We start from the raw sequence: 23,963 nt of genomic DNA, 5'->3' as shown, positions 1-23,963 counted from the left end.
CCCTCTGTTTTATTTCATAAATCCACGGTAGTTTCGTTTCACTAACTGGCTTTCAAGCTGTTTCATTGTTTCAAGTGCAACACCTACAACAATGAGAAGACTTGTGCCACCAATTTGTGCAGCGGAAGGTAATCCAGCGAATTGAATGAAAAAGATAGGAAGTATTGAAATCACGGCTAAGAAAATGGCGCCCACGAACGTGAGTCGGTACAAAATGCTCGTAATTCTATCTTGAGTCATTTTCCCTGGACGAACTCCCGGGATATAGCCACCCTGCTTTTGCAGATTTTCAGCCATTTGTTCAGGATTCACTTGGACAAAGGCATAAAAATATGTGAAAGCAACAATCAGTGCTACATAAATCGTCATACCGATTGGCTTAGTATAGTCAAAGTTGTTGGTTATCCAAGTTGTCACATTATTGGTTCCGAAGAACGATGCGACCGTCTGCGGAGTAATAATGAAAGAAACGGCAAAGATGACTGGAATCACCCCTGCTGGATTCACTTTCAATGGAAGGTGCGTTGCTTGACTAGCAGACATTTGTGCACGGCCAGTTCCTTTTGAATATTGAATCGCAATCTTTCTCACTGCCATTTGAATGTAAATCACACCGACAACAATGACAAGAATAGCAATGACAATAAGGGCAATTTTCAGGATTTGCATGAACAGCTGTCCATCTCCACCTACAAATTGCTGAGCGTACACTTGTTTTAATGTTTGAGGGATACCTGCGATGATACCGGCAAAGATAATAATCGAAATACCGTTACCAACACCGTGAGCAGTAATCTGCTCTCCCAGCCACATCAAAAATGCTGTTCCCGCAGTGAGTACGACCGCAATTAAGAGGTACGTTGAAACACCTGGGTTTTCAATCAGCATGCCTCCTGCCATATTGTTGAATCCATATGACATTCCTAACGCCTGGATAAAACCTAGAACAATTGTAAAATACCTTGTGAATTGTGCTAATTTTCGGCGGCCAACCTCTCCTTGCTTTGACCACTCAGTGAACTTCGGAACAACATCCATCTGCAAGAGCTGAATGATGATCGAAGCAGTGATATACGGCATAATCCCCATTGCAAGAATGGAGAATTGGAAAAGTGCCCCGCCCCCAAACGTGTTGAGGATCCCGAAAACACTCATTTGATCCTGTGCCTGGAGAACTTCGGCGTTCACATTAGGCACAGGGATGAAAGCACCTATACGAAAGACGATTAACATTAAAAGAGTGAATATAATCTTATTCCGTATATCTTTCACGCGCATAAAATTGGAGATTGTCTTAAACAAGTTAGATCACCTCGGCTGTACCGCCAGCAGCTTCAATCGCTTCTTTAGCAGAAGCAGAGAATTTATTGGCTTTTACAGTTAATTTTTTTTCTAATTTACCGTTGCCAAGAATTTTTACTCCTGCTTTTAACTTGCTTATTGCACCAGTCTCTAGAAGAAGTTCAGGAGTTACTTCCGTTCCTTCGTCAAAACTGTTTAATCTGTCTAAGTTGATTACCGCATAATCTTTACGGTTGATGTTTGTAAAACCACGTTTTGGAAGACGTTGGAATAAAGGCATCTGACCACCTTCGAAACCAGGGCGTACACCGCCGCCAGAACGAGCGTTTTGACCTTTATGACCTTTACCAGAAGTTTTACCGTTACCTGATCCAATACCACGACCAACACGGTTGCGTACTTTACGTGAACCTTCTGAAGGCTTCAATTCATGAAGTTTCATTTGGGCACCTCCTTATCGATTAAAAATGTTTTATTGTTCTTTAACAGAAACTAAATGAGACACCTTGTTAATCATGCCGCGGATCGCTGCATTGTCTTCATGTACGACTGTTTGGTTTGTTTTCTTAAGACCAAGAGTACGAACAGTGACACGCTGATCTTCTGGGCGACCGATTACACTGCGTTTGAGGGTAATTTCTAATTTATTTGCCATTAATGTTCCCTCCTTATCCTAACAGGTCTTCTACAGATTTTCCACGAAGCTTCGCAACGTCTTCAGCACGTTTAAGTTCACTTAAACCCTGAAGTGTTGCGCGGATCATGTTGATCGGTGTATTAGAACCTAGAGATTTAGAAAGGATATCAGCTAGACCAGCAAGCTCAAGAACCGCACGCACTGGGCCTCCAGCGATAACTCCTGTACCTTCTGAAGCAGGCTTCAATAGAACGTTTCCTGCACCGAATCGACCGATGATTTCATGTGGAATTGTAGTTCCAACCATTGGTACTTCAATTAAATTCTTTTTCGCATCTTCAACAGCTTTGCGGATCGCTTCTGGTACTTCTTGTGCTTTACCAGTACCGAAACCTACATGACCGTTTTTGTCACCGACAACAACTAAAGCTGCAAAACGGAAACGACGTCCACCTTTAACAACTTTCGCTACGCGGTTAACCGTAACTAAGCGTTCTTCTAACTCTAATTTGCTTTGGTCAATACGACTCATTCGGATGTGTCCCTCCTTCTTTTATTAAAATTTAAGTCCAGCCTCACGAGCAGCTTCAGCTAGAGCTTTTACACGTCCATGATATAAGTATCCTCCGCGGTCAAATACCACGTTAGAGATTCCTTTTTCAACAGCACGTTTTGCAACAAGTTCGCCAACTTTAGTAGCAGCTGCAGCGTCAGAACTATTCTCGATCTTTAAATCTTTATCAAGAGTAGAAGCACTTACAAGTGTTACACCGTTAACATCATCAATTACTTGAGCGTAGATGTTCTTGTTAGAACGGAAAACGTTAAGGCGAGGTCTTTCAGCAGTACCTGAAAGTTTCGCACGAACACGAGCGTGTCTTTTAAGACGAGTAGCGTTTTTACTAGTTTTCGTAATCATCCGAGTCACTCCTTTCTTCACATTAAGCGATCTTACTTACCAGTTTTTCCTTCTTTACGGCGAACGAATTCACCTTCGTAACGAATTCCTTTACCTTTGTAAGGCTCTGGAGAACGGACAGCGCGGATGTTAGAAGCTAGAGCTCCCACACGCTCTTTATCGATACCTTTAATGACTACTTTCGTTTGAGATGGAACTTCGACTTCAACTCCAGCCTCAGGAACGATTTCAACTGGATGAGAGTATCCAACGTTAAGAACAAGTTTGTTTCCAGATTTAGCTGCACGGTAACCGACACCGATAAGTTCTAAACCTCTTTCGAAACCTTTAGATACACCTTCAACCATGTTTGCAATTAAGCTACGTGTTGTACCATGTAATGCACGGTGTTCTTTATGATCAGACGGACGGCTTACAGTTAAGACGCTGTCCTCAATTTTAATTTCCATATCAGGGTGAAATGTACGAGTTAGTTCACCTTTTGGTCCCTTTACTGTCACTGTGTTATCGTTGTTTGTCACAGTAACTCCTGAAGGGATCTCGATTAGTTTTTTACCTATACGAGACATACCAAGCACCTCCATTCATCTTAAACTTTTTTTACCATACGTAAGCAAGTACTTCTCCACCAGCTTGTTTAGCACGGGCTTCTTTGTCCGATAAAACACCTTGTGATGTAGAAATAATTGCGATTCCAAGTCCGTTAAGTACACGTGGTACTTCATTTGATTTCGCATATACACGTAAACCAGGTTTACTGATTCTTTTTAGACCAGTGATAACACGTTCGTTGTTTTGGCCATATTTAAGGAACATACGAATAATTCCTTGTTTGCTGTCTTCAACATATTCAACGTCACGGATAAAACCTTCACGCTTTAAGATTTCAGCAATTTCTCTTTTGATTTTGGAAGCCGGTACTTCTAGCTTCTCATGACGTACCATGTTCGCATTGCGAATACGAGTCAGCAAATCTGCAATCGGATCTGTCATAACCATTATTTAATAACCTCCTTCCCATTTATGGGGATTACCAGCTGGCTTTTTTAACGCCAGGAATTTGTCCTTTATATGCAAGTTCGCGGAAACAAATACGGCAAAGTTTAAACTTGCGAATTACTGAATGTGGACGTCCACAACGTTCGCAGCGCGTATACTCTTGAACTTTAAACTTTTGTTTGCGTTGTTGTTTCGCAATCATAGACTTTTTAGCCACGATTTCGCCTCCCTTTCATTGATTATTTCTGGAACGGCATACCTACTTGAGTTAATAACTCACGTGCTTCTTCGTCCGTATTGGCAGTCGTAACGATAACGATATCCATACCGCGGACTTTTGTTACTTTATCGTAATCAATTTCTGGGAAGATTAACTGTTCTTTAATACCAAGCGTGTAGTTTCCACGACCGTCGAAAGATTTCTTAGAAATCCCGCGGAAGTCACGTACACGTGGTAAAGACACAGAAATAAGTTTATCAAGGAAATCGTACATACGCTCTCCGCGAAGTGTTACTTTCGCACCGATTGGCATTCCTTCACGTAGACGGAATCCAGCAATAGACTTCTTCGCACGAGTAACGACAGGTTTTTGACCAGCGATAAACGTTAATTCTTCAACAGCAGTATCGATTGCTTTAGCGTTTTGAACGGCGTCACCAACACCCATGTTGATCACGATTTTTTCGATTTTTGGCACTTGCATTACTGATTTGTATTCAAACTTAGAAACTAATGCAGGTGTAATTTCTTTTACATACTTTTCTTTAAGGCGGTTCATGAGAAAGACCTCCCTTCCTTATTTACTATTTATCTAGAACTTGCCCAGATTTTTTCGCTACACGGACTTTCTTTCCGTCCTCAACTTTATACCCAACACGTGTCACTTCACCCGTTTTAGGATCAAGCGGCATTACGTTTGATACGTGGATCGGCGCTTCTTGTTCAGAAATTCCGCCCTGAGGGTTAGCTTGGGTTGGTTTAGAGTGTTTTTTCACAAGGTTAATACCTTCTACTAAAACACGGTCATTCTTAGGGAAAGCAGCAAGGATGACTCCTTGTTTACCTTTATCTTTACCAGAGATAACCACTACTTTATCGCCCTTTTTAACATGCATTTAATCGCACCTCCTTGAGTCGCGGATTGTATTCATTAAAGTACTTCTGGTGCTAGAGAAACAATTTTCATATAGTTGTTTTCACGAAGTTCACGTGCTACTGGTCCGAAGATACGAGTTCCACGTGGGCTCTTGTCGTCACGGATAATGACACATGCATTTTCATCGAAGCTGATGTAAGATCCATCGTTTCTGCGAGCTCCGCTCTTTGTACGAACGATAACTGCTTTCACAACTTCACCTTTTTTGACAACGCCTCCTGGTGTTGCTTGTTTAACCGTACAAACAATGACATCACCGATGTTAGCCGTCTTACGTCCAGAGCCACCAAGAACTTTAATCGTTAGTACTTCGCGTGCGCCAGAGTTGTCAGCTACTTTTAAACGAGTCTCCTGTTGAATCATTAATGTTACCTCCTTTCGGAAAAAGAAATCCGAACTTTATTAGATAATAACGGCTTCTTCGACAACTTCAACTAGACGAAAGCGTTTAGTCGCAGATAAAGGACGAGTTTCCATGACCTTTACGATGTCTCCGATTTTTGCTTGGTTGTTTTCATCATGTGCTTTGAACTTCTTAGAGTATCTTACACGTTTGCCATAAAGTGAATGCTTTTTGTATGTTTCAACTACAACAGTGATGGTTTTATCCATTTTGTCAGAAACAACACGACCTTGATACACTTTACGTTGGTTACGTTCGCTCATGTTTGCGGGGCCTCCCCTCTAATTATTATTTATTAGCAGCGATTTCTCTTTGACGAATCACAGTTTTCATGCGTGCGATTGATTTACGCACTTCACGAATGCGAGCAGTGTTTTCAAGCTGCCCAGTCGCTAATTGGAAACGAAGATTGAAAAGTTCTTCTTTAAGAGACTTTACTTTTTGTTCAATTTCAGCAGTGGTAAGGTCACGAATTTCATTAGCTTTCATTTGATTCACCACCAATTTCTTCACGTTTTACGAACTTCGTTTTAATTGGCAATTTATGAGATGCAAGACGAAGAGCTTCACGAGCAACTTCTTCAGACACACCAGAAATTTCAAATAAAACTTTGCCTGGTTTTACTACAGCTACCCATCCTTCTGGAGCACCTTTACCGGAACCCATGCGGACCTCTAGAGGTTTAGCTGTGTATGGCTTAGAAGGGAAAATTTTAATCCAAACTTTACCGCCACGTTTCATGTAACGAGTCATAGCAATACGAGCAGCTTCGATTTGGCGGTTCGTGATCCAAGAAGCTTCTTGAGCTTGGATACCGTACTCACCGAAATGTACTTCAGTACCACCTTTTGCACGACCACGCATTTTTCCACGATGTTCTCTGCGATACTTCACGCGTTTTGGCAATAACATATTATTTTCCTCCTTCCGCAGTATTCTTCTTAGTTGGAAGGACTTCTCCACGATAGATCCATACTTTTACGCCAAGCTTACCATAAGTAGTGTCAGCTTCAGCAGTAGCATAGTCGATGTCAGCACGAAGTGTGTGCAACGGAACAGTACCTTCACTGTAATATTCAGAACGAGCAATATCTGCACCGCCAAGACGACCAGAAACCATTGTTTTGATTCCTTGTGCTCCAGCACGCATTGTGCGTTGGATTGTTTGTTTTTGTGCACGACGGAATGAAATACGATTTTCAAGTTGACGAGCGATGTTTTCAGCAACTAGCTGAGCATCAAGATCTGCTCTTTTGATTTCAAGGATGTTGATGTGTACACGTTTGCCAGTTAGGCTGTTAAGAGCTTTACGAAGTGCTTCAACTTCAGATCCGCCTTTACCAATTACCATACCTGGTTTAGCCGTGTGGATTGTGATATTTACGCGGTTTGCAGCACGTTCGATTTCTACTTTAGAAACAGACGCGTCAGACAAACGCTTGCTGATGAATTCACGGATTTTCAAGTCTTCATGTAAGAAGTCAGCGTAATCTTTTCCTGCGAACCATTTAGATTCCCAATCACGAATGACGCCAATACGAAGACCTACTGGATTTACCTTTTGACCCACGGATTATCCCTCCTTCTTTTCTGATACAACGATTGTAATGTGGCTAGTACGTTTGTTAATTGCGCTCGCACGACCCATAGCACGTGGACGGAATCTCTTAAGTGTTGGACCTTCGTCAACGAATGCTTGAGTAATCACTAGGCTGTTAGCGTCCAACTCGTAGTTGTGCTCAGCATTTGCGATAGCAGATTTTAATACTTTTTCAATAATTGGTGAAGCAGCCTTAGGTGTAAGGTTTAAGATAGAAACTGCTTCTCCTACTTGCTTACCTCGGATCAGGTCCATTACTAGACGTGCTTTACGAGGAGCAATACGGACTGTTCTTGCGACAGCTTTAGCTTGCATTTAAAAGCCTCCTCTCATTAGCGTCTTGTTTTTTTATCGTCACTAGCATGACCTTTGTAAGTACGGCTTGGTGCGAATTCGCCCAATTTGTGACCTACCATATCTTCAGAAATGAAAACAGGTACATGTTTGCGTCCGTCATAGACAGCGATTGTGTGACCGATGAATTGTGGGAAAATTGTAGAACGACGAGACCAAGTTTTTACGACTTGCTTTTTGTCAGTTTCATTCAATTTCTCGACTTTAGCCATCAAATGATCATCAACAAATGGTCCTTTTTTTAAGCTGCGAGCCATTGTGGAACCTCCCTTCGTGATTGAACTACGGTCCTAAATGAACCGTAGACAACCCCGTTACTTGTTTTTACGACGACGTACAATGAATTTATCAGACTTGTTGGTTTTCTTACGAGTCTTGAATCCAAGAGTCGGTTTGCCCCATGGAGACATTGGTGATTTACGTCCGATTGGAGCGCGTCCTTCACCACCACCGTGTGGGTGATCGTTAGGGTTCATTACAGAACCACGAACTGTTGGGCGTACGCCTTTCCAGCGTGAACGTCCAGCTTTACCGATGTTAATTAATTCGTGTTGCTCGTTTCCAACTTGACCGATAGTCGCACGGCAAGCAGAAAGAATCATACGAACTTCTCCTGAGTTCAAACGTACAAGAACGTATTTACCTTCTTTACCAAGAACTTGAGCAGAAGTACCAGCAGAACGAACTAATTGTCCACCTTTACCTGGTTTTAATTCAATGTTATGCACAACTGTACCAACTGGGATGTTGATAAGTGGAAGAGCATTACCTGGTTTGATGTCAGATTCTGGTCCAGAAGTAACTTCAGTACCAACTTGGATTCCTTTAGGAGCAAGAATGTAACGTTTCTCACCATCTGCATAGTTTACAAGAGCGATGTTCGCTGAACGGTTTGGATCATACTCGATTGTAGCAACGCGTCCAGGTATACCGTCTTTATCACGTTTAAAGTCAATGATACGGTATTGACGTTTATGACCGCCACCTTGATGACGAACAGTCATTCTACCTTGGTTGTTACGTCCGCCTTTTCTGTGAAGCGGCGCAAGCAACGATTTTTCTGGTTTGTCAGTCGTGATTTCAGCAAAATCTGAAGTAGTCATGCCACGACGACCATTACTGGTTGGTTTATACTTTTTAATCGCCATTTTGAATTTCCCTCCTTCTTTTTAAGATTTACGCTTCAAAAATTTCGATTTCTTTGCTGTCAGCAGTTAATTTCACGATCGCTTTTCTGCGACGGCTAGTCATACCAGTGTAGCGTCCAACGCGTTTAGATTTTCCTTTGTAATTTTGAACGTTGACTTTCTCAACTTTCACTCCAAAGATTTCTTCAACAGCGTCTTTCACTTCTGTTTTGTTAGCTCTGACATCAACTTCGAACGTATACTTCTTCTCTGTCATTAGATCAGCAGAACGTTCAGTAATGATAGGGCGCTTTAGAACATCACGAGGATCTTTCATTATGCAAGTCCCTCCTCTACTTTTTCAACCGCTGCTTTAGTGATCAGAAGTTTCTCGTGGTTGACAACGTCAAGAACGTTGATACCGTTAGCTTCAACAACTGTTACTCCAGGGATGTTACGAGCAGATAAAGCAACTGTTTCGTTTGCATCCGCAGTGACGATCAACGCTTTCTTCTCGACAGATAATCCTTTAAGGATGCCTGCGAATTCTTTCGTTTTCACTGCATCAAGAGTCAGATCTTCAAGAACGATGATGTTGTTGTCGATTACTTTAGAAGACAATACTGACTTGATAGCCAAGCGGCGAACTTTTTTAGGTAATTTATAAGAATAGCTGCGTGGTGTTGGACCGAATACGATACCGCCTCCGCGCCATTGTGGTGAACGGATAGAACCTTGACGAGCACGACCAGTACCCTTCTGTCTCCAAGGCTTACGACCTCCGCCACGTACTTCAGAACGAGTTTTTACTTTGTGAGTTCCTTGACGTAAGGAAGCTCTTTGCATAAGAATAGCATCGAATACTACGCTTTCGTTTGGCTCAATCCCAAACACAGAAGCGTTTAATTCGATTTCACCGTTAGTAGAACCGTTTTGGTTAAATAATGCTACTTTTGGCATGACTTGTTTCCTCCTTTCCTAAGAGAGTTATTTAGATTTAACTGCACTCTTTACAGTTACTAGAGATTTTTTAGCTCCTGGTACATTTCCTTTGATCAATAGAAGATTGCGTTCCGCATCAACTTTAACGATCTCAAGGTTTTGGACAGTGATTTGTTCTCCGCCCATACGACCTGGAAGAAGTTTACCTTTGAATACTCGGTTTGGATCAACAGGTCCCATTGAACCAGGACGACGGTGGTAACGTGAACCGTGAGTCATTGGTCCGCGTGATTGTCCGTGGCGCTTGATAGCCCCTTGGAATCCTTTACCTTTTGATGTTCCTGTTACATCTACGATATCTCCATTTGCGAAAATATCAACTTTGACTTCCTGACCAACTTCATACGCATCTAGCTCCGCACCGCGTAATTCTTTTACGAAGCGCTTAGGAGCAGTTTCCGCTTTAGCAACGTGGCCCTTCTCTGGTTTGTTAGAAAGCTTTTCACGTTTGTCGTCAAAACCGATTTGGATTGCTTCATAGCCATCCGTGTCAGCAGTCTTCTTTTGAAGAACAACGTTAGCAGCAGCCTCAACAACAGTTACAGGGATAAGATCACCGTTTTCTGCGAATACTTGCGTCATACCAATTTTTCTACCTAAGATTCCTTTGGTCATTAGTCACACCTCCTATAATATGTGTTTTCTATTTGAATTAAAGTTTGATTTCGATATCTACACCAGATGGTAAATCTAAACGCATAAGTGCATCAACTGTTTGTGGAGTTGGATTCACGATGTCGATTAGACGTTTGTGAGTACGCATCTCAAATTGCTCACGAGAATCTTTGTACTTATGCACCGCACGAAGGATTGTGTAAACTGATTTTTCAGTTGGAAGCGGGATTGGACCAGATACACTAGCACCAGAACGCTTAGCCGTTTCAACAATCTTCTCAGCAGATTGATCAAGAATTCTATGATCATATGCTTTTAAACGAATACGAATTTTTTGTTTTGCCATTATTTTCCCTCCTTTTCGCCTACTTACGTTAGACAGTTCTCCGTGAGAAAAACCTGATCACCTTGCCATGGCAAAGCGGCCGGGTGTGTCAGCAACCTCTCACTTCATCGCAGTCAAAGACCAACATGCACTATTGTACCAAATTGGCCTGCGTGTTGCAATAATAAATCGGATAAATTTATGATTTGCACACTTTTCATATTATACAGGGGTTCAGCCTATAAATCAAGCTTTCCCTGAAGATGATGTACAGCCGTCTTTTTTATGGTACGGATAAATTCTTCTGGCTCTTCTAGATGCGGGGAATGTGCAGATTCTTTAAAGGTGAACCATTCTTTGACTGGTGCTGTTAATTGCTCAACATAAGGTTTTGATACAGCAGCTGGTGTAATCATGTCATATTCACCAATGATAAAGTAACAAGGTATTAATATAGTAGAAACTCGGTATTCAATGCTCTCATTCATCAATTCATCCCATAGAATGTCCTGACTAAGCATCTGTCCTTTAAGGAAATTCCACTTATCTTTGAGCTGATATTCCTTACTAAAAAGAAACCCGCGCAGCATTTGAATAAGCGGCTTCCACCTATGTGTGAGACCTACGCTTCCGAGCTCTTTATATAGAGAGAACAGAGCATGAGCTGATATTCGTTTCCACGGAGGAGGCGTCAGTAATCGCAGGCACCAAGTAAACAACCGATTTCTTTCGTATTTCTCCAAAAGAAGCTCGTACGACACACTATCTTCTTTTATTACATCTACTACCTGACTAATTCCATAATAAGCATGATATAGATCTGGGCGCTTATGTACTGCTTGTATGGCGATTAATGACCCCCACGAATATCCGGCGATGTACAATTTTGATTGACCTAGATATGAAAGGACTTTCTCTGTCAGTTCAATCGTATCTTCAATAAATTGCCGAATGGTCATGGAAGTATCGGAGGGATTCTTTTGATAGGAGAGTCCCGCGCCACGCTGATCCCAATGAACAACTGTAAAATCGTGATTAAGTTCCTCATGAAATGAGTCGATATAGCTGATTTGAGCGGAGCCGGGCCCACCGTGTAAAAATAAAAGAACAGGCTTCGCTTCACTAGTGTGATCTTCTTTGATCATAATCCATTGGTCAACCCCGCCGATTAACCATTTCTTCAAATATGTCTTCGCCATTCCAGTGATCCTCTCGGTTCCATTTAGATTCTATAGCTTATAGTAGCCGTTCTGATCTGGAAAAGCAAAAAAAGAGACCCTTTTGCAAAGAGTCTCTTTTATATGTTTATTACTTAATGATATTTGAAACGACGCCAGAACCTACAGTACGTCCACCCTCACGGATAGAGAAACGAGTTCCTTCTTCGATAGCGATAGTAGAGATAAGTTCAACTTCCATCTCAGTGTTATCGCCAGGCATTACCATTTCAGTACCTTCTGGAAGATGTACGATACCAGTTACGTCAGTTGTACGGAAGTAGAACTGCGGACGGTAGTTAGCGAAGAATGGAGTATGACGTCCACCCTCTTCTTTAGAAAGTACATAAACTTCAGCTTTGAAACGGCTATGTGGAGTGATTGTACCTGGTTTAGCAAGTACTTGACCACGTTGGATATCTTCACGAGATACACCACGAAGTAGTGCACCGATGTTGTCACCAGCTTCAGCATAGTCAAGAAGCTTACGGAACATTTCAACACCTGTAACAGTTGTTTTACCATTGTCTTCTTGAAGACCGATGATTTCAACTTCGTCACCGACTTTAACTTGTCCACGCTCAACACGACCAGTAGCAACAGTTCCACGACCAGTGATTGAGAATACATCCTCAACTGGCATCATGAATGGCTTCTCAGTGTCACGCTCTGGAGTTGGGATGTACTCATCAACCGCATCCATAAGTTCAAAGATTTTTGCTTCGTAATCAGCATCTCCTTCAAGAGCTTTAAGAGCAGAACCTTTGATAACTGGTACATCATCACCAGGGAAGTCATAGTCAGAAAGAAGGTCACGAACTTCCATTTCAACAAGTTCAAGTAACTCTTCATCGTCAACCATGTCACATTTGTTAAGGAATACTACGATGTATGGAACACCTACGTTACGAGAAAGTAGGATGTGCTCACGTGTTTGTGGCATTGGACCATCAGCAGCAGATACTACTAAGATCGCGCCGTCCATTTGAGCAGCACCAGTGATCATGTTTTTAACGTAGTCAGCGTGTCCTGGGCAGTCTACGTGTGCATAGTGACGAGTGTCTGTTTCATACTCGACGTGTGAAGTTGAGATTGTGATTCCACGCTCGCGCTCTTCTGGAGCACCATCGATTTGGTCATATCCCATAGCTGATCCTTTACCAGACTTCTTATGAAGAACTGTTGAGATAGCAGCAGTTAGAGTTGTTTTACCATGGTCAACGTGTCCAATTGTACCAATGTTAGCATGCGATTTGGAACGGTCGAATTTTTCTTTAGCCATTCTAAAAATCCTCCTTAAAGGTTCATTGTATTTGGTATAGAGTGATAGAAAGTGAAGAGTTATCTCTCACTTTCTGATCTTCAATAGTAGTTATACTTTAGTTTAAAGGCAAAATCAATTATTCACCTTTATTTTTTTTGATGATTTCTTCACTGATGCTCTTAGGCACTTCTTCGTAGTGATCCATATGCATAGTGAAAGTACCGCGTCCTTGTGTGTTAGAACGGAGTGAAGTTGCATATCCGAACATTTCAGAAAGTGGAACCATTGCGCGAACAACTTGAGCGTTACCGCGAGCTTCCATACCTTCTACACGTCCACGACGAGATGTGATATCACCCATGATGTCTCCCATGTATTCTTCAGGGATAACGACTTCCACTTTCATCATTGGCTCAAGTAGAACTGGGTTACATTTGCTGACAGCATTTTTCAATGCCATAGATGCAGCAATTTTAAACGCCATTTCGTTCGAGTCAACATCGTGGTAAGATCCATCAAATAATTTTGCTTTGATGTCGATTAATGGGAATCCAGCTAATACACCATTTTCAAGTGAATCTTCAAGACCTGCTTGAATTGCTGGAATGTATTCACGTGGAACAACCCCACCGACGATTGCATTTTGGAATTCGAAGCCTGCGCCTTCTTCGTTTGGTTCGAATTCGATCCAAACGTGTCCGAACTGACCACGTCCACCAGACTGACGAACGAATTTACCTTCAACTTTTGCACCAGAACGGAATGTTTCACGGTACGCAACTTGAGGAGCACCTACGTTAGCTTCCACCTTGAACTCACGCTTCATACGGTCAACAATGATATCAAGGTGAAGCTCACCCATACCAGAGATGATCGTTTGACCAGTTTCAGGGTTTGTTTGTGTACGGAATGTTGGATCCTCTTCAGCTAGTTTAGCTAAAGCGATACCCATTTTATCTTGGTCAGCCTTTGATTTAGGCTCGATGGCTACATCGATAACTGGCTCTGGGAATTCCATAGACTCAAGGATAACAGTATCTTTCTCGTCACAAAGAGTGTCACCAGTAGATGTATCTTTAAGACCAACAGCTGCTGCGATATCCCCTGCATATACAGTAGAGATTTCTTCACGGCTGTTTGCGTGCATTTGAAGGATACGTCCAACACGCTCACGCTTGTTCTTAGAAGAGTTCTTCACGTATGAACCTGAAGCAAGTGTTCCAGAGTATACGCGGAAGAAAGTTAGTTTCCCAACATAAGGATCAGTCATAACTTTAAATGCAAGAGCTGAGAATGGTGCGTCATCAGTAGACTCACGAACAACCTCTTCATTTGAATCTGGCAGGATACCTTTGATTGCAGCAACATCAGTTGGTGCAGGTAGGTAATCAAGCACAGCATCAAGTACAAGCTGAACACCTTTGTTTTTGAAAGCAGATCCAACAAGAACTGGGTAGAATTCAACATTCAACGTTCCTTTACGGATTGCAGCTTTCAATTCAGGAATTGTAATTTCTTCACCCTCAAGGTATTTTTCCATAAGCTCTTCATCAAGCTCAGCGACAGCTTCAATAAGGCTGTTGCGAAGCTCTTCAGCTTTGTCTTTATACTCAGCAGGGATTTCTTGTGCATCAGAGCGAGTTCCAAGGTCATCTTCGTAGAAGTATGCTACGTTATCTACAAGGTCGATGATTCCTTCGAATTGATCTTCAGCGCCGATCGGCAATTGAATTGCATGAGCGTTCGCTTGAAGACGATCTCTTAATGTGCTTACAGAGTAAAGGAAGTCCGCACCGGTTTTATCCATTTTGTTAACGAATACGATACGAGGTACTCCGTAAGTTGTTGCTTGGCGCCAAACTGTTTCAGTTTGTGGCTCTACACCTGATTGTGCATCAAGAACTGCTACCGCACCGTCAAGTACACGTAAAGAACGTTCAACTTCAACAGTGAAGTCTACGTGTCCTGGTGTATCGATGATGTTTACACGGTAACCTTTCCATTGTGCTGTAGTAGCAGCAGAAGTGATTGTAATACCACGTTCTTGCTCCTGCTCCATCCAGTCCATTTGGGAAGCTCCTTCGTGAGTTTCACCAATTTTATGGATACGACCAGTGTAGTATAAGATACGCTCAGTCGTTGTCGTTTTACCAGCATCGATGTGAGCCATGATACCAATATTACGAGTTTTGTCTAAGGAGAACTCTCTTGCCATTGGGTAATTTCTCCTTCCTTATTAGGGAATAGTTTTTTTAGTTTGGTATAAATCCTACCAGCGGTAGTGAGCGAATGCTTTGTTCGCTTCTGCCATTTTGTGTGTATCTTCACGTTTCTTAACAGCAGCACCAGTGTTGTTAGCTGCGTCAAGGATTTCGTTAGCAAGACGCTCTTCCATCGTTTTTTCTCCACGAAGACGAGCGTAGTTTACTAACCAGCGAAGACCTAAAGTAGTACGACGGTCTGGGCGAACTTCTACAGGAACTTGGTAGTTAGCTCCACCTACACGACGTGCTTTAACTTCAAGAACTGGCATGATGTTTTTCAAGGCTTGTTCGAAAACCTCCATCGCTTCATTACCAGTACGTTCTTTGATGATATCAAATGACTTGTAGAGAATTGTTTGTGACTTTCCTCTTTTACCGTCGATCATCATTTTGTTGATCAAACGAGATACAAGTTTAGAATTGTAAATTGGATCTGGCAATACGTCTCTTTTTGCTACAGGACCTTTACGTGGCATCTGATAGCCTCCCTTCTCATTTAAAAGGATTTCTATCTGTCTCTCATCTCAATATCATTGTCAGTTGCCTGACTCCATTGATCTGATATCAACTTCTAAAAACCCTTATGTTTGTTTGTATTATTTGCTTTGTTTAGGGCGTTTTGTTCCGTATTTAGAACGTCCTTGCATACGACCGTCAACTCCGGCAGTATCAAGCGCACCACGAACGATGTGGTAACGTACACCCGGTAAGTCTTTTACACGTCCGCCACGGATAAGTACTACACTGTGCTCTTGTAGATTATGTCCGATACCAGGAATGTAAGCTGTTACCTCAATCAGGTTAGACAAACGTACACGAGCATATTTACGTAGTGCTGAGTTTGGTTTTTTCGGTGTCATTGTGCCGACACGAGTACAAACCCCGCGCTTCTGTGGAGATGTTACGTTAGTGTGCTCTTTTTTGAAACTGTTGTATCCTTTGTTAAGTGCAGGAGACTTTGAGTTTTCAACTTTACTCACGCGTCCTTTGCGTATTAGCTGATTAATTGTAGGCATGTTGTTATTCCTCCCTTCGTTGCTTTTTTTATAACCCACATACCCAGGTGGTTCATTAAAAGGCAAAAAACAATGCTTTTGCATTTACACATGCAAAAACAAAACAAGTACGCTATAACATAATGGCAACAGCTGCTGCCCCAACTTCAATTCCGCAGGCTTTGCCGAGCTTTTTCATGGAATCTACCACTAAAATGTCTACACCCTTCTCTTGAGCTAGTTTTGTTACACTAGCTGTTAAAGCAGGATCAGCATCTTTCGCTACGACGATTTCCTTTACTGAATCTCGTTTCAGAGCTTTTACTGTTTGCTTCGTACCAATAATAATGGATTGGGCCTGTGATACTTTATCATAAGACATCGAATATCCTCCAAAGTAACAGGTTTTATTTTGAGCACCTTGGTTATATTATCATCATGGCAGAAGGATGTCAATATCATATGACAGATTATCTTGACATCCTTCACCATTTTTTGATGATTTTATAGGAATCTCACGAGAAAGATTACTCTACAGGAACCATATCGTCAGACGGCTGCACTTGTGAAACCGGCTTAACTTTACGGTAGTTTGGCATTCCTGTTCCAGCTGGAACAAGTTTCCCGATGATAACATTCTCTTTCAAGCCAAGCAGTTCATCACGTTTTCCTTTGATCGCCGCATCTGTTAGGACACGAGTCGTTTCTTGGAAGGATGCCGCAGACAAGAATGAGTCTGTTTCAAGCGATGCTTTTGTAATACCAAGAAGAACTGGGCGGCCTGTTGCAGGACGCTTGCCTTCGAATAGTACTTTTTTGTTCGCTTCAGTGAATTGATGTACATCAAGAAGTGTGCCTGGTAATACATCTGTATCCCCTGCATCAGCGACACGCACTTTACGAAGCATTTGGCGAACCATTACCTCAACGTGCTTATCTCCGATCTCTACCCCTTGCATACGGTATACTTTTTGTACTTCATGAAGCAGATATTCTTGAACAGCTGTCATATCAGTCACTTTAAGAAGTTCTTTCGGATCGATCGAACCTTCTGTCAGTACTTGACCACGAGTGACTTTGTCACCTTCAACAACTTTCAGACGTGCATTGTAAGGAGCTGTGTAAGAACGAGTTTCAACGTCGCCTTGAACCACAATTTCCTGCTGCTTGTCACGAACATCGTTAATTTCAGCAACAACACCATCAATTTCAGAAATGGTCGCTTGCCCTTTCGGATTACGCGCTTCAAATAGCTCTTGGATACGAGGTAAACCTTGTGTGATATCGTCTCCTGCTACCCCACCGGTGTGGAACGTACGCATTGTAAGCTGTGTTCCTGGCTCACCGATTGATTGAGCAGCGATGATTCCAACTGCTTCACCGACTTCAACGTCAGTGCCAGTTGCAAGGTTACGGCCGTAGCATCGTTTACATACACCATGGGGCGTGTTACATGTAAATGCAGAACGGATCCATACTTCCTCAACCCCTGCTTCAACTACTTCAAGTGCTTTATCTTCATCAATTAGCTCGTTTTCGTCGACCATGACTTCGCCCGTTTCAGGATGAACAATTGGTTTTCTTGCAAAACGTCCGATAAGACGTTCTTCAAGTTTCTCAATAATTTCATTTCCTTCTCTAATGGACTTCGCCAAGATTCCACGGTCTGTACCGCAATCTGTTTCACGGATGATGACATCCTGTGCAACGTCAACGAGACGACGCGTGAGGTAACCTGAGTCAGCTGTTTTAAGAGCTGTATCGGCAAGACCTTTACGCGCTCCGTGAGTGGAAATAAAGTATTCTAATACGGTTAAACCTTCACGGAAACTAGATTTGATCGGAAGTTCAATGATACGTCCAGCCGGGTTGGCCATCAGACCACGCATACCAGCCAGCTGAGTGAAGTTAGATGCGTTACCACGCGCTCCAGAGTCACTCATCATGTAGATTGGGTTGACTTCATCAAGGGACTTCATCAGTTTACCTTGGATGACATCTTTAGAAGAACTCCAGATCGAAATGACTCTCTCGTAACGCTCTTCTTCAGTAATCAAACCACGTCTGAATTGCTTCATAACGTTATCTACTTTTGCTTGCGCTTCTTCGAGGATCTTCTGTTTATCATCTAATACGACGATATCAGACACCCCAACCGTAATACCCGCTTTAGTAGAGTATTTGAAACCAAGATTTTTCATGCGATCAAGCATTTTAGATGTCTCAGTGATATGGAATCTCTTAAAGATTTCCGCAATGATTTTACCTAAAATACCTTTTTTGAACGGCGCATTGATTTCTTGTTTCTCAATCGCAGCTTTGACATCTTCACCTTTTTCAAGGAAGAAGCGGTCAGGCGTTTTTTCTTCAATATTGCTCTTTGTCGGCTCATTCATGTAAGGGAATGATTCCGGTAAGATTTCGTTAAAGATTAGTTTTCCAACTGTTGTAATCAACAATTTAGAACGCTGTTCATCAGTGAATGTCACATTCTTCAACGAGTTAGCTGCAACAGCTACACGTGTATGAAGATGCACATACCCATTTTGATAAGCTATAAGGGCTTCGTTAGTATCTTTGAAGACCATACCTTCTCCGATAGCACCTTTACGCTCAAGTGTAAGGTAGTAGTTACCAAGCACCATATCCTGAGATGGCGTAACAACAGGTTTTCCATCTTTCGGGTTCAAAATGTTTTGAGCAGCAAGCATTAAGATACGAGCTTCAGCTTGAGCCTCAGCAGATAATGGTACGTGAACCGCCATTTGGTCACCGTCAAAGTCAGCGTTGTAGGCTGTACATACAAGTGGATGCAGACGAATTGCGCGTCCTTCCACAAGTGTAGGTTCAAACGCTTGAATACCAAGTCTGTGAAGAGTCGGTGCACGGTTTAGTAAGACTGGGTGCTCGCGAATCACTGATTCTAAAACATCCCATACTTCCGGCTGCACGCGCTCAATTTTACGCTTCGCACTCTTGATGTTGTGAGCTAAACCTTTTTCAACAAGTTCCTTCATCACGAATGGTTTGAATAATTCAAGAGCCATTTCTTTCGGAAGTCCACACTGATACATTTTCAAATGTGGTCCTACGACGATAACGGAACGTCCAGAATAGTCAACACGTTTACCAAGCAAGTTTTGACGGAAACGCCCTTGTTTCCCTTTCAGCATATGAGAAAGAGATTTCAATGGTCTGTTTCCTGGTCCTGTTACTGGTCGGCCTCTACGTCCATTATCAATCAAGGCATCGACAGCTTCTTGAAGCATACGCTTCTCGTTCTGAACGATGATGCTTGGCGCGCCAAGATCTAATAAACGTTTCAGACGATTGTTACGGTTGATGACACGACGATAAAGGTCGTTTAAGTCAGAAGTAGCAAAACGTCCACCATCAAGCTGAACCATTGGACGTAATTCTGGCGGAATAACCGGAAGTACATCAAGAATCATCCATGATGGTTTGTTTCCTGAGTTACGGAAGGCTTCTAGCACTTCAAGGCGTTTAATCGCACGTGTACGACGCTGTCCTTGAGCAGTTTTCAGCTCTTCTTTCAGTGCATCTACTTCTTTTACAAGATCGATATCTTGAAGAAGTTTATTGATTGCTTCTGCACCCATAGCTGCTTGGAATGTATTACCGTATTTATCTAAATAAGCACGGAATTCCTTCTCAGAAAGAAGTTGTTTCTTCTCAAGCGGTGTGTTGCCCGGATCTGTCACAACGTATGAAGCGAAGTAAATCACTTCTTCTAACGCACGTGGTGACATATCAAGGACAAGACCCATACGGCTTGGGATACCTTTGAAATACCAAATGTGGGAAACTGGGGCAGCCAGTTCGATATGCCCCATTCTCTCACGACGGACTTTTGCCCGTGTTACTTCTACACCACAACGGTCACATACAACACCCTTATAACGAACGCGTTTATACTTTCCACAATGACATTCCCAGTCTTTTTGCGGTCCGAAGATACGTTCACAAAAGAGACCATCTTTTTCAGGTTTCAGTGTACGATAGTTAATCGTTTCAGGCTTTTTCACTTCACCAAAAGACCAAGAACGGATTTTATCAGGTGATGCGAGACCGATGTTCATATACTCAAAATTGTTCACATCTAGCAAGGGGCCTACCTCCCTTTTAATCTTCGGGTTATACCCTAGTCACTTGCTCTAATCGTTTCTGCTATTCTTTTGTGACTGCGTCACGTTCAAGATCGACAGGTGCGAGGTCTGCAGCATCTTCGTCATTAGATAACGCTAATCCGTCTGCTTTCTTCGTTTCCTCATCGTCTTCTAAATCTCTCATTTCTATCTCTTTTTCATCGCCAGATAAGATTTTGACATCCATACCTAAACTTTGAAGTTCTTTGATTAACACTTTGAATGATTCAGGGACACCTGGTTCAGGGACGTTATCCCCTTTGACGATGGCTTCGTATGTTTTCACACGACCCACCACGTCATCCGATTTAACTGTTAAGATCTCTTGAAGTGTGTATGCTGCACCGTAAGCTTCAAGTGCCCATACTTCCATCTCTCCGAATCGCTGACCACCAAACTGTGCTTTACCGCCAAGTGGCTGCTGCGTAACAAGTGAGTATGGTCCAGTTGAACGAGCGTGAAGTTTGTCGTCAACCATGTGAGCCAGTTTGATCATGTACATGATTCCGACTGATACACGGTTATCGAATGGTTCACCAGTTCGACCGTCATAAAGGACTGTTTTCGCATCACGGGACATACCTGCTTCTTCAAGCGTTTCCCAAACATCTTCCTCACGCGCACCATCAAATACTGGTGACGCAATGTGGATGCCAAGGTAACGTGCAGCCATACCCATATGAAGCTCAAGTACCTGACCGATGTTCATACGAGATGGTACCCCTAGAGGGTTTAACATGATATCAATCGGTGTTCCATCTGGAAGATACGGCATATCTTCTTCTGGAAGGATTTTAGAGATAACCCCTTTGTTACCATGTCGTCCAGCCATTTTGTCACCTTCAGAAATTTTACGCTTCTGAACGATGTATACGCGGACTAACTGGTTAACACCTGGAGGTAATTCATCTCCATCTTCACGGTTAAAGACTTTGACGTCGTGGATAATTCCGCCGCCGCCGTGTGGAACACGTAGAGATGTATCACGTACTTCACGAGCCTTTTCACCGAAGATTGCATGTAATAGACGCTCTTCAGCTGTTAGTTCTGTTACACCTTTAGGCGTTACTTTCCCTACAAGAAGGTCTCCGTCTTTTACTTCTGCACCAATACGGATGATTCCACGCTCGTCAAGGTTGCGCAAAGCATCTTCCCCAACGTTTGGAATATCACGAGTGATTTCTTCCGGTCCAAGCTTTGTATCACGAGCTTCTGATTCATATTCTTCAATATGAATAGATGTGTAGACGTCATCTTTTACAAGGCGCTCACTCATGATGATTGCATCCTCGTAGTTATAACCGTCCCAAGTCATGAAGCCGACCATAACGTTACGTCCTAGAGCCAATTCACCTTTTTCCATTGAAGGACCGTCTGCAAGGATTTCTCCTTTTACGACTTCATCTCCAACACTTACGATTGGACGCTGGTTGTAGCAAGTCCCTTGGTTAGAGCGGACAAATTTCAGCAAGCTGTATTTGTCTAGGTTTCCTTTGACTTGTTGTCCGTCGACATCTTCATAGCGGCGAACCCAAATATTTTTTGCTTCAACACGTTCTACAACACCTGGGTAACGGCAGATGACAGCAGCACCAGAGTCTTTACCTGATACATACTCCATACCTGTACCAACAATCGGTGATTCCGGCTGCATCAAAGGCACAGCCTGACGTTGCATGTTCGCTCCCATTAGAGCACGGTTAGAGTCATCGTTTTCTAGGAATGGGATACATGCTGTCGCTGCAGAAACAACCTGCTTTGGCGAAACGTCCATGTAGTCAACACGGTTTCGAGGAACAACGGTGTTTTCCCCTCTGAAACGAGCAATGATATTATCATCGATAAACGAACCATCTTCACCTAATATAGCATTCGCTTGTGCTACAACGTAGTTATCCTCTTCATCAGCAGTTAAGTAATCGATTCTCGGTGTCACTTTACCTGTTTCAGGATCAACCCGGCGGTAAGGTGTTTCAATAAAGCCGAAACGATTCACTTTTGCAAATGAAGATAGAGAGTTGATCAAACCAATGTTTGGACCCTCTGGTGTTTCAATCGGACACATACGGCCATAGTGAGAGTAGTGAACGTCACGAACTTCCATTCCTGCACGCTCACGTGTCAAACCACCAGGCCCAAGCGCTGACAGACGACGTTTGTGCGTCAATTCAGCAAGCGGGTTTGTTTGATCCATGAACTGAGAAAGCTGAGAGCTACCAAAGAACTCTTTGATAGAAGCGATCACAGGACGGATGTTGATCAGTTGCTGAGGTGTGATCGTGTTTGTGTCTTGGATCGACATTCTTTCACGAACAACACGCTCCATTCTGCTTAAACCAATACGGAATTGGTTTTGCAGAAGTTCACCTACAGAACGCAGGCGACGGTTACCAAGGTGATCGATATCATCTGTGTCACCTACACCATGAAGAAGGTTGAAGAAGTAACTGATCGATGCAATGATGTCAGAAGGCGTGATGTTTTTCACAGCTTCCTCTACGTATGCATTCCCGATCACGTTGATCACTTGCTCGCCTTCTTGATCAGACGGTGCATAAATCTTAATAGATTGAAGTTCTACTTCATCTTCTACTACGCCACCATTTGGATAAAGCTTTCTAAATCCGATGCCGTTTTCTAAGTATGGAAGAACTTTATCAAGAACTCTTCTGTCTAAAATTTGACCTTTTTCTGCTAGAATTTCACCTGTTTCAGGGTCAACTAACGTTTCAGCCAATTTTTGATTGAACAGTCTATTTTTAATATGAAGCTTTTTATTAATCTTGTAGCGTCCAACATTTGCTAGGTCATATCTCTTCGGATCGAAGAAGCGAGAGTCTAGCAGGCTTTTCGCATTTTCAACAGTTGGCGGCTCTCCAGGACGGAGGCGCTCGTAGATTTCGAGAAGTGCTTTATCCGCATTCTCTGTATTGTCTTTTTCCAGCGTGTTGCGTAAGTATTCATTCTCGCCAATGAGGTCAAGAATCTCTTGATCAGAGCTGAAGCCGAGAGCACGCAAAAGAACCGTAACCGGCAACTTACGTGTGCGATCGATGCGTACATAGACTACATCCTTCGCATCAGTTTCGTATTCTAACCATGCGCCACGGTTTGGAATGACAGTCGCAGTAAAACCTTTTTTACCGTTTTTGTCTACTTTACCACTGAAATATACACTTGGAGAACGTACTAACTGAGAAACGATTACACGTTCCGCACCGTTAATGATAAAAGTACCTGTGTCTGTCATGATTGGGAAATCACCCATGAACACATCTTGGTCTTTTACTTCTCCAGTTTCTTTGTTAATTAAACGAACTTTCACTCTTAGTGGAGCAGAGTAAGTTACATCACGTTCTTTTGATTCTGCTACAGGATACTTAGGATCCCCTAGGCTGTAATCAATGAATTCAAGAGAAAGGTTACCAGTAAAATCCTCAATTGGGGATATATCTTGAAACATCTCTCTAAGACCCTCATCAAGAAACCACTGATAAGAAGAGGTTTGAATTTCAATGAGATTTGGTAATTCTAACACTTCGCTTATGCGTGCGTAGCTTCTGCGCTGGCGGTGTCGTCCATACTGAACTAGTTGACCTGTCAACTGATTCACCCC

The 23,963-nt window shown here is 42.6% G+C and carries 30 protein-coding genes; all 30 read right to left on the bottom strand.

Annotation, left to right across the window (positions count from 1 at the left end; all coding sequences use genetic code 11):
• Positions 1 to 9: 9 nt before the first annotated feature.
• Positions 10 to 1,302, bottom strand: a complete 1,293-nt coding sequence (gene secY, locus MHI11_RS00835; protein ID WP_044139651.1) for a preprotein translocase subunit SecY — start codon at positions 1,300 to 1,302, stop codon at positions 10 to 12.
• 1 nt (position 1,303) lies between these two features.
• Positions 1,304 to 1,744 carry a 50S ribosomal protein L15 gene (gene rplO, locus MHI11_RS00830; RefSeq protein WP_003216888.1) on the bottom strand — a complete coding sequence of 147 codons (441 nt, stop codon included), beginning with the start codon at positions 1,742 to 1,744 and terminating at the stop codon, positions 1,304 to 1,306.
• Positions 1,745 to 1,774: 30 nt separating this feature from the next.
• Positions 1,775 to 1,957: a 50S ribosomal protein L30 gene (rpmD, locus tag MHI11_RS00825; protein WP_003217067.1), complete on the bottom strand. Its 183-nt coding sequence runs from the start codon at positions 1,955 to 1,957 to the stop codon at positions 1,775 to 1,777.
• 13 nt (positions 1,958 to 1,970) lie between these two features.
• On the bottom strand, positions 1,971 to 2,471 hold the full coding sequence (gene rpsE / locus MHI11_RS00820; protein WP_003217179.1) for a 30S ribosomal protein S5: 501 nt from the start codon (positions 2,469 to 2,471) through the stop codon (positions 1,971 to 1,973).
• A 24-nt stretch (positions 2,472 to 2,495) separates the two neighbouring features.
• Positions 2,496 to 2,858, bottom strand: a complete 363-nt coding sequence (rplR, locus tag MHI11_RS00815) for a 50S ribosomal protein L18 (protein WP_012008708.1) — start codon at positions 2,856 to 2,858, stop codon at positions 2,496 to 2,498.
• 32 nt (positions 2,859 to 2,890) lie between these two features.
• Complete coding sequence (gene rplF, locus MHI11_RS00810; protein WP_003217186.1) at positions 2,891 to 3,427, bottom strand: 50S ribosomal protein L6; 537 nt, start codon at positions 3,425 to 3,427, stop codon at positions 2,891 to 2,893.
• Between the two features lie 31 nt (positions 3,428 to 3,458).
• On the bottom strand, positions 3,459 to 3,857 hold the full coding sequence (rpsH, locus tag MHI11_RS00805) for a 30S ribosomal protein S8 (RefSeq protein WP_003217040.1): 399 nt from the start codon (positions 3,855 to 3,857) through the stop codon (positions 3,459 to 3,461).
• Between the two features lie 31 nt (positions 3,858 to 3,888).
• A complete protein-coding gene (gene rpsN / locus MHI11_RS00800; protein ID WP_008356542.1) occupies positions 3,889 to 4,074 on the bottom strand; it encodes a 30S ribosomal protein S14 in 186 nt (61 codons plus the stop codon).
• Between the two features lie 22 nt (positions 4,075 to 4,096).
• The gene (gene rplE, locus MHI11_RS00795; RefSeq protein WP_003217159.1) at positions 4,097 to 4,636 is read right to left on the bottom strand and encodes a 50S ribosomal protein L5; all 540 of its coding nucleotides are present in this window, start codon (positions 4,634 to 4,636) and stop codon (positions 4,097 to 4,099) included.
• Positions 4,637 to 4,661: 25 nt separating this feature from the next.
• A complete protein-coding gene (gene rplX, locus MHI11_RS00790) occupies positions 4,662 to 4,973 on the bottom strand; it encodes a 50S ribosomal protein L24 (protein WP_003217151.1) in 312 nt (103 codons plus the stop codon).
• Positions 4,974 to 5,008: 35 nt separating this feature from the next.
• Complete coding sequence (rplN, locus tag MHI11_RS00785) at positions 5,009 to 5,377, bottom strand: 50S ribosomal protein L14 (protein ID WP_003216882.1); 369 nt, start codon at positions 5,375 to 5,377, stop codon at positions 5,009 to 5,011.
• A 39-nt stretch (positions 5,378 to 5,416) separates the two neighbouring features.
• Positions 5,417 to 5,680: a 30S ribosomal protein S17 gene (gene rpsQ / locus MHI11_RS00780; protein WP_003216906.1), complete on the bottom strand. Its 264-nt coding sequence runs from the start codon at positions 5,678 to 5,680 to the stop codon at positions 5,417 to 5,419.
• A 25-nt stretch (positions 5,681 to 5,705) separates the two neighbouring features.
• Positions 5,706 to 5,906 (bottom strand): 50S ribosomal protein L29, encoded by a 201-nt coding sequence (gene rpmC / locus MHI11_RS00775; protein WP_003217155.1) that lies wholly within the window; start codon positions 5,904 to 5,906, stop codon positions 5,706 to 5,708.
• Positions 5,896 to 6,330 (bottom strand): 50S ribosomal protein L16, encoded by a 435-nt coding sequence (gene rplP, locus MHI11_RS00770; RefSeq protein ID WP_003217039.1) that lies wholly within the window; start codon positions 6,328 to 6,330, stop codon positions 5,896 to 5,898. The genes rpmC and rplP overlap by 11 nt, the downstream gene beginning before the upstream one ends.
• A gap of 1 nt (position 6,331) precedes the next feature.
• Positions 6,332 to 6,988 (bottom strand): 30S ribosomal protein S3, encoded by a 657-nt coding sequence (gene rpsC, locus MHI11_RS00765; RefSeq protein ID WP_003217241.1) that lies wholly within the window; start codon positions 6,986 to 6,988, stop codon positions 6,332 to 6,334.
• Between the two features lie 3 nt (positions 6,989 to 6,991).
• On the bottom strand, positions 6,992 to 7,333 hold the full coding sequence (gene rplV, locus MHI11_RS00760; protein WP_007496316.1) for a 50S ribosomal protein L22: 342 nt from the start codon (positions 7,331 to 7,333) through the stop codon (positions 6,992 to 6,994).
• A 17-nt stretch (positions 7,334 to 7,350) separates the two neighbouring features.
• Positions 7,351 to 7,629 (bottom strand): 30S ribosomal protein S19, encoded by a 279-nt coding sequence (gene rpsS, locus MHI11_RS00755; RefSeq protein WP_003216920.1) that lies wholly within the window; start codon positions 7,627 to 7,629, stop codon positions 7,351 to 7,353.
• Between the two features lie 57 nt (positions 7,630 to 7,686).
• Entirely contained in the window at positions 7,687 to 8,520 is an 834-nt protein-coding gene (gene rplB / locus MHI11_RS00750; RefSeq protein WP_003217065.1) for a 50S ribosomal protein L2, read from the bottom strand.
• Positions 8,521 to 8,548: 28 nt separating this feature from the next.
• A complete protein-coding gene (gene rplW, locus MHI11_RS00745; protein ID WP_003217016.1) occupies positions 8,549 to 8,836 on the bottom strand; it encodes a 50S ribosomal protein L23 in 288 nt (95 codons plus the stop codon).
• Complete coding sequence (rplD, locus tag MHI11_RS00740) at positions 8,836 to 9,459, bottom strand: 50S ribosomal protein L4 (RefSeq protein WP_003217216.1); 624 nt, start codon at positions 9,457 to 9,459, stop codon at positions 8,836 to 8,838. The genes rplW and rplD overlap by 1 nt, the downstream gene beginning before the upstream one ends.
• Before the next feature lie 27 nt (positions 9,460 to 9,486).
• Complete coding sequence (gene rplC / locus MHI11_RS00735) at positions 9,487 to 10,116, bottom strand: 50S ribosomal protein L3 (RefSeq protein ID WP_003217069.1); 630 nt, start codon at positions 10,114 to 10,116, stop codon at positions 9,487 to 9,489.
• Positions 10,117 to 10,153: 37 nt separating this feature from the next.
• Entirely contained in the window at positions 10,154 to 10,462 is a 309-nt protein-coding gene (gene rpsJ, locus MHI11_RS00730; RefSeq protein ID WP_003156464.1) for a 30S ribosomal protein S10, read from the bottom strand.
• Positions 10,463 to 10,680: 218 nt separating this feature from the next.
• Positions 10,681 to 11,640 (bottom strand): alpha/beta fold hydrolase, encoded by a 960-nt coding sequence (locus MHI11_RS00725; protein WP_044139652.1) that lies wholly within the window; start codon positions 11,638 to 11,640, stop codon positions 10,681 to 10,683.
• A gap of 109 nt (positions 11,641 to 11,749) precedes the next feature.
• Positions 11,750 to 12,940: an elongation factor Tu gene (gene tuf / locus MHI11_RS00720; protein ID WP_044139653.1), complete on the bottom strand. Its 1,191-nt coding sequence runs from the start codon at positions 12,938 to 12,940 to the stop codon at positions 11,750 to 11,752.
• Between the two features lie 118 nt (positions 12,941 to 13,058).
• Positions 13,059 to 15,137 (bottom strand): elongation factor G, encoded by a 2,079-nt coding sequence (gene fusA / locus MHI11_RS00715; protein WP_044139654.1) that lies wholly within the window; start codon positions 15,135 to 15,137, stop codon positions 13,059 to 13,061.
• A gap of 54 nt (positions 15,138 to 15,191) precedes the next feature.
• The gene (rpsG, locus tag MHI11_RS00710; RefSeq protein WP_003216884.1) at positions 15,192 to 15,662 is read right to left on the bottom strand and encodes a 30S ribosomal protein S7; all 471 of its coding nucleotides are present in this window, start codon (positions 15,660 to 15,662) and stop codon (positions 15,192 to 15,194) included.
• A 120-nt stretch (positions 15,663 to 15,782) separates the two neighbouring features.
• Positions 15,783 to 16,202 carry a 30S ribosomal protein S12 gene (gene rpsL, locus MHI11_RS00705; RefSeq protein ID WP_003216962.1) on the bottom strand — a complete coding sequence of 140 codons (420 nt, stop codon included), beginning with the start codon at positions 16,200 to 16,202 and terminating at the stop codon, positions 15,783 to 15,785.
• A gap of 112 nt (positions 16,203 to 16,314) precedes the next feature.
• Positions 16,315 to 16,563, bottom strand: a complete 249-nt coding sequence (locus MHI11_RS00700) for a 50S ribosomal protein L7ae-like protein (protein WP_003216985.1) — start codon at positions 16,561 to 16,563, stop codon at positions 16,315 to 16,317.
• A 145-nt stretch (positions 16,564 to 16,708) separates the two neighbouring features.
• A complete protein-coding gene (gene rpoC, locus MHI11_RS00695; protein ID WP_044139655.1) occupies positions 16,709 to 20,308 on the bottom strand; it encodes a DNA-directed RNA polymerase subunit beta' in 3,600 nt (1,199 codons plus the stop codon).
• A gap of 61 nt (positions 20,309 to 20,369) precedes the next feature.
• Positions 20,370 to 23,951, bottom strand: coding sequence for a DNA-directed RNA polymerase subunit beta (gene rpoB, locus MHI11_RS00690; protein WP_044139656.1), 3,582 nt, complete (start codon positions 23,949 to 23,951; stop codon positions 20,370 to 20,372).
• Positions 23,952 to 23,963: the final 12 nt, after the last annotated feature.

It is taken from the genome of Bacillus sp. FSL K6-3312 (assembly GCF_038007485.1).
GTDB classification, from domain to species: Bacteria; Bacillota; Bacilli; order Bacillales; family Bacillaceae; genus Bacillus; species Bacillus pumilus.
Note: the sequence above shows the minus strand (reverse complement) of the source record. Positions and strands in the feature narration are given on the sequence as shown.

Bases quoted from the DNA above. Each gene is read 5' to 3' on its own strand.
- rplO (WP_003216888.1), bottom strand. From the start codon at position 1,744: ATGAAACTTCATGAATTGAAGCCTTCAGAAGGTTCACGTAAAGTACGC.
- rpmD (WP_003217067.1), bottom strand. From the start codon at position 1,957: ATGGCAAATAAATTAGAAATTACCCTCAAACGCAGTGTAATCGGTCGC.
- rpsE (WP_003217179.1), bottom strand. From the start codon at position 2,471: ATGAGTCGTATTGACCAAAGCAAATTAGAGTTAGAAGAACGCTTAGTT.
- rplR (WP_012008708.1), bottom strand. From the start codon at position 2,858: ATGATTACGAAAACTAGTAAAAACGCTACTCGTCTTAAAAGACACGCT.
- rplF (WP_003217186.1), bottom strand. From the start codon at position 3,427: ATGTCTCGTATAGGTAAAAAACTAATCGAGATCCCTTCAGGAGTTACT.
- rpsH (WP_003217040.1), bottom strand. From the start codon at position 3,857: ATGGTTATGACAGATCCGATTGCAGATTTGCTGACTCGTATTCGCAAT.
- rplE (WP_003217159.1), bottom strand. From the start codon at position 4,636: ATGAACCGCCTTAAAGAAAAGTATGTAAAAGAAATTACACCTGCATTA.
- rplX (WP_003217151.1), bottom strand. From the start codon at position 4,973: ATGCATGTTAAAAAGGGCGATAAAGTAGTGGTTATCTCTGGTAAAGAT.
- rplN (WP_003216882.1), bottom strand. From the start codon at position 5,377: ATGATTCAACAGGAGACTCGTTTAAAAGTAGCTGACAACTCTGGCGCA.
- rpsQ (WP_003216906.1), bottom strand. From the start codon at position 5,680: ATGAGCGAACGTAACCAACGTAAAGTGTATCAAGGTCGTGTTGTTTCT.
- rpmC (WP_003217155.1), bottom strand. From the start codon at position 5,906: ATGAAAGCTAATGAAATTCGTGACCTTACCACTGCTGAAATTGAACAA.
- rplP (WP_003217039.1), bottom strand. From the start codon at position 6,330: ATGTTATTGCCAAAACGCGTGAAGTATCGCAGAGAACATCGTGGAAAA.
- rplV (WP_007496316.1), bottom strand. From the start codon at position 7,333: ATGCAAGCTAAAGCTGTCGCAAGAACAGTCCGTATTGCTCCTCGTAAA.
- rpsS (WP_003216920.1), bottom strand. From the start codon at position 7,629: ATGGCTCGCAGCTTAAAAAAAGGACCATTTGTTGATGATCATTTGATG.
- rplB (WP_003217065.1), bottom strand. From the start codon at position 8,520: ATGGCGATTAAAAAGTATAAACCAACCAGTAATGGTCGTCGTGGCATG.
- rplW (WP_003217016.1), bottom strand. From the start codon at position 8,836: ATGAAAGATCCTCGTGATGTTCTAAAGCGCCCTATCATTACTGAACGT.
- rplD (WP_003217216.1), bottom strand. From the start codon at position 9,459: ATGCCAAAAGTAGCATTATTTAACCAAAACGGTTCTACTAACGGTGAA.
- rplC (WP_003217069.1), bottom strand. From the start codon at position 10,116: ATGACCAAAGGAATCTTAGGTAGAAAAATTGGTATGACGCAAGTATTC.
- rpsJ (WP_003156464.1), bottom strand. From the start codon at position 10,462: ATGGCAAAACAAAAAATTCGTATTCGTTTAAAAGCATATGATCATAGA.
- MHI11_RS00725 (WP_044139652.1), bottom strand. From the start codon at position 11,640: ATGGCGAAGACATATTTGAAGAAATGGTTAATCGGCGGGGTTGACCAA.
- tuf (WP_044139653.1), bottom strand. From the start codon at position 12,940: ATGGCTAAAGAAAAATTCGACCGTTCCAAATCGCATGCTAACATTGGT.
- fusA (WP_044139654.1), bottom strand. From the start codon at position 15,137: ATGGCAAGAGAGTTCTCCTTAGACAAAACTCGTAATATTGGTATCATG.
- rpsG (WP_003216884.1), bottom strand. From the start codon at position 15,662: ATGCCACGTAAAGGTCCTGTAGCAAAAAGAGACGTATTGCCAGATCCA.
- rpsL (WP_003216962.1), bottom strand. From the start codon at position 16,202: ATGCCTACAATTAATCAGCTAATACGCAAAGGACGCGTGAGTAAAGTT.
- MHI11_RS00700 (WP_003216985.1), bottom strand. From the start codon at position 16,563: ATGTCTTATGATAAAGTATCACAGGCCCAATCCATTATTATTGGTACG.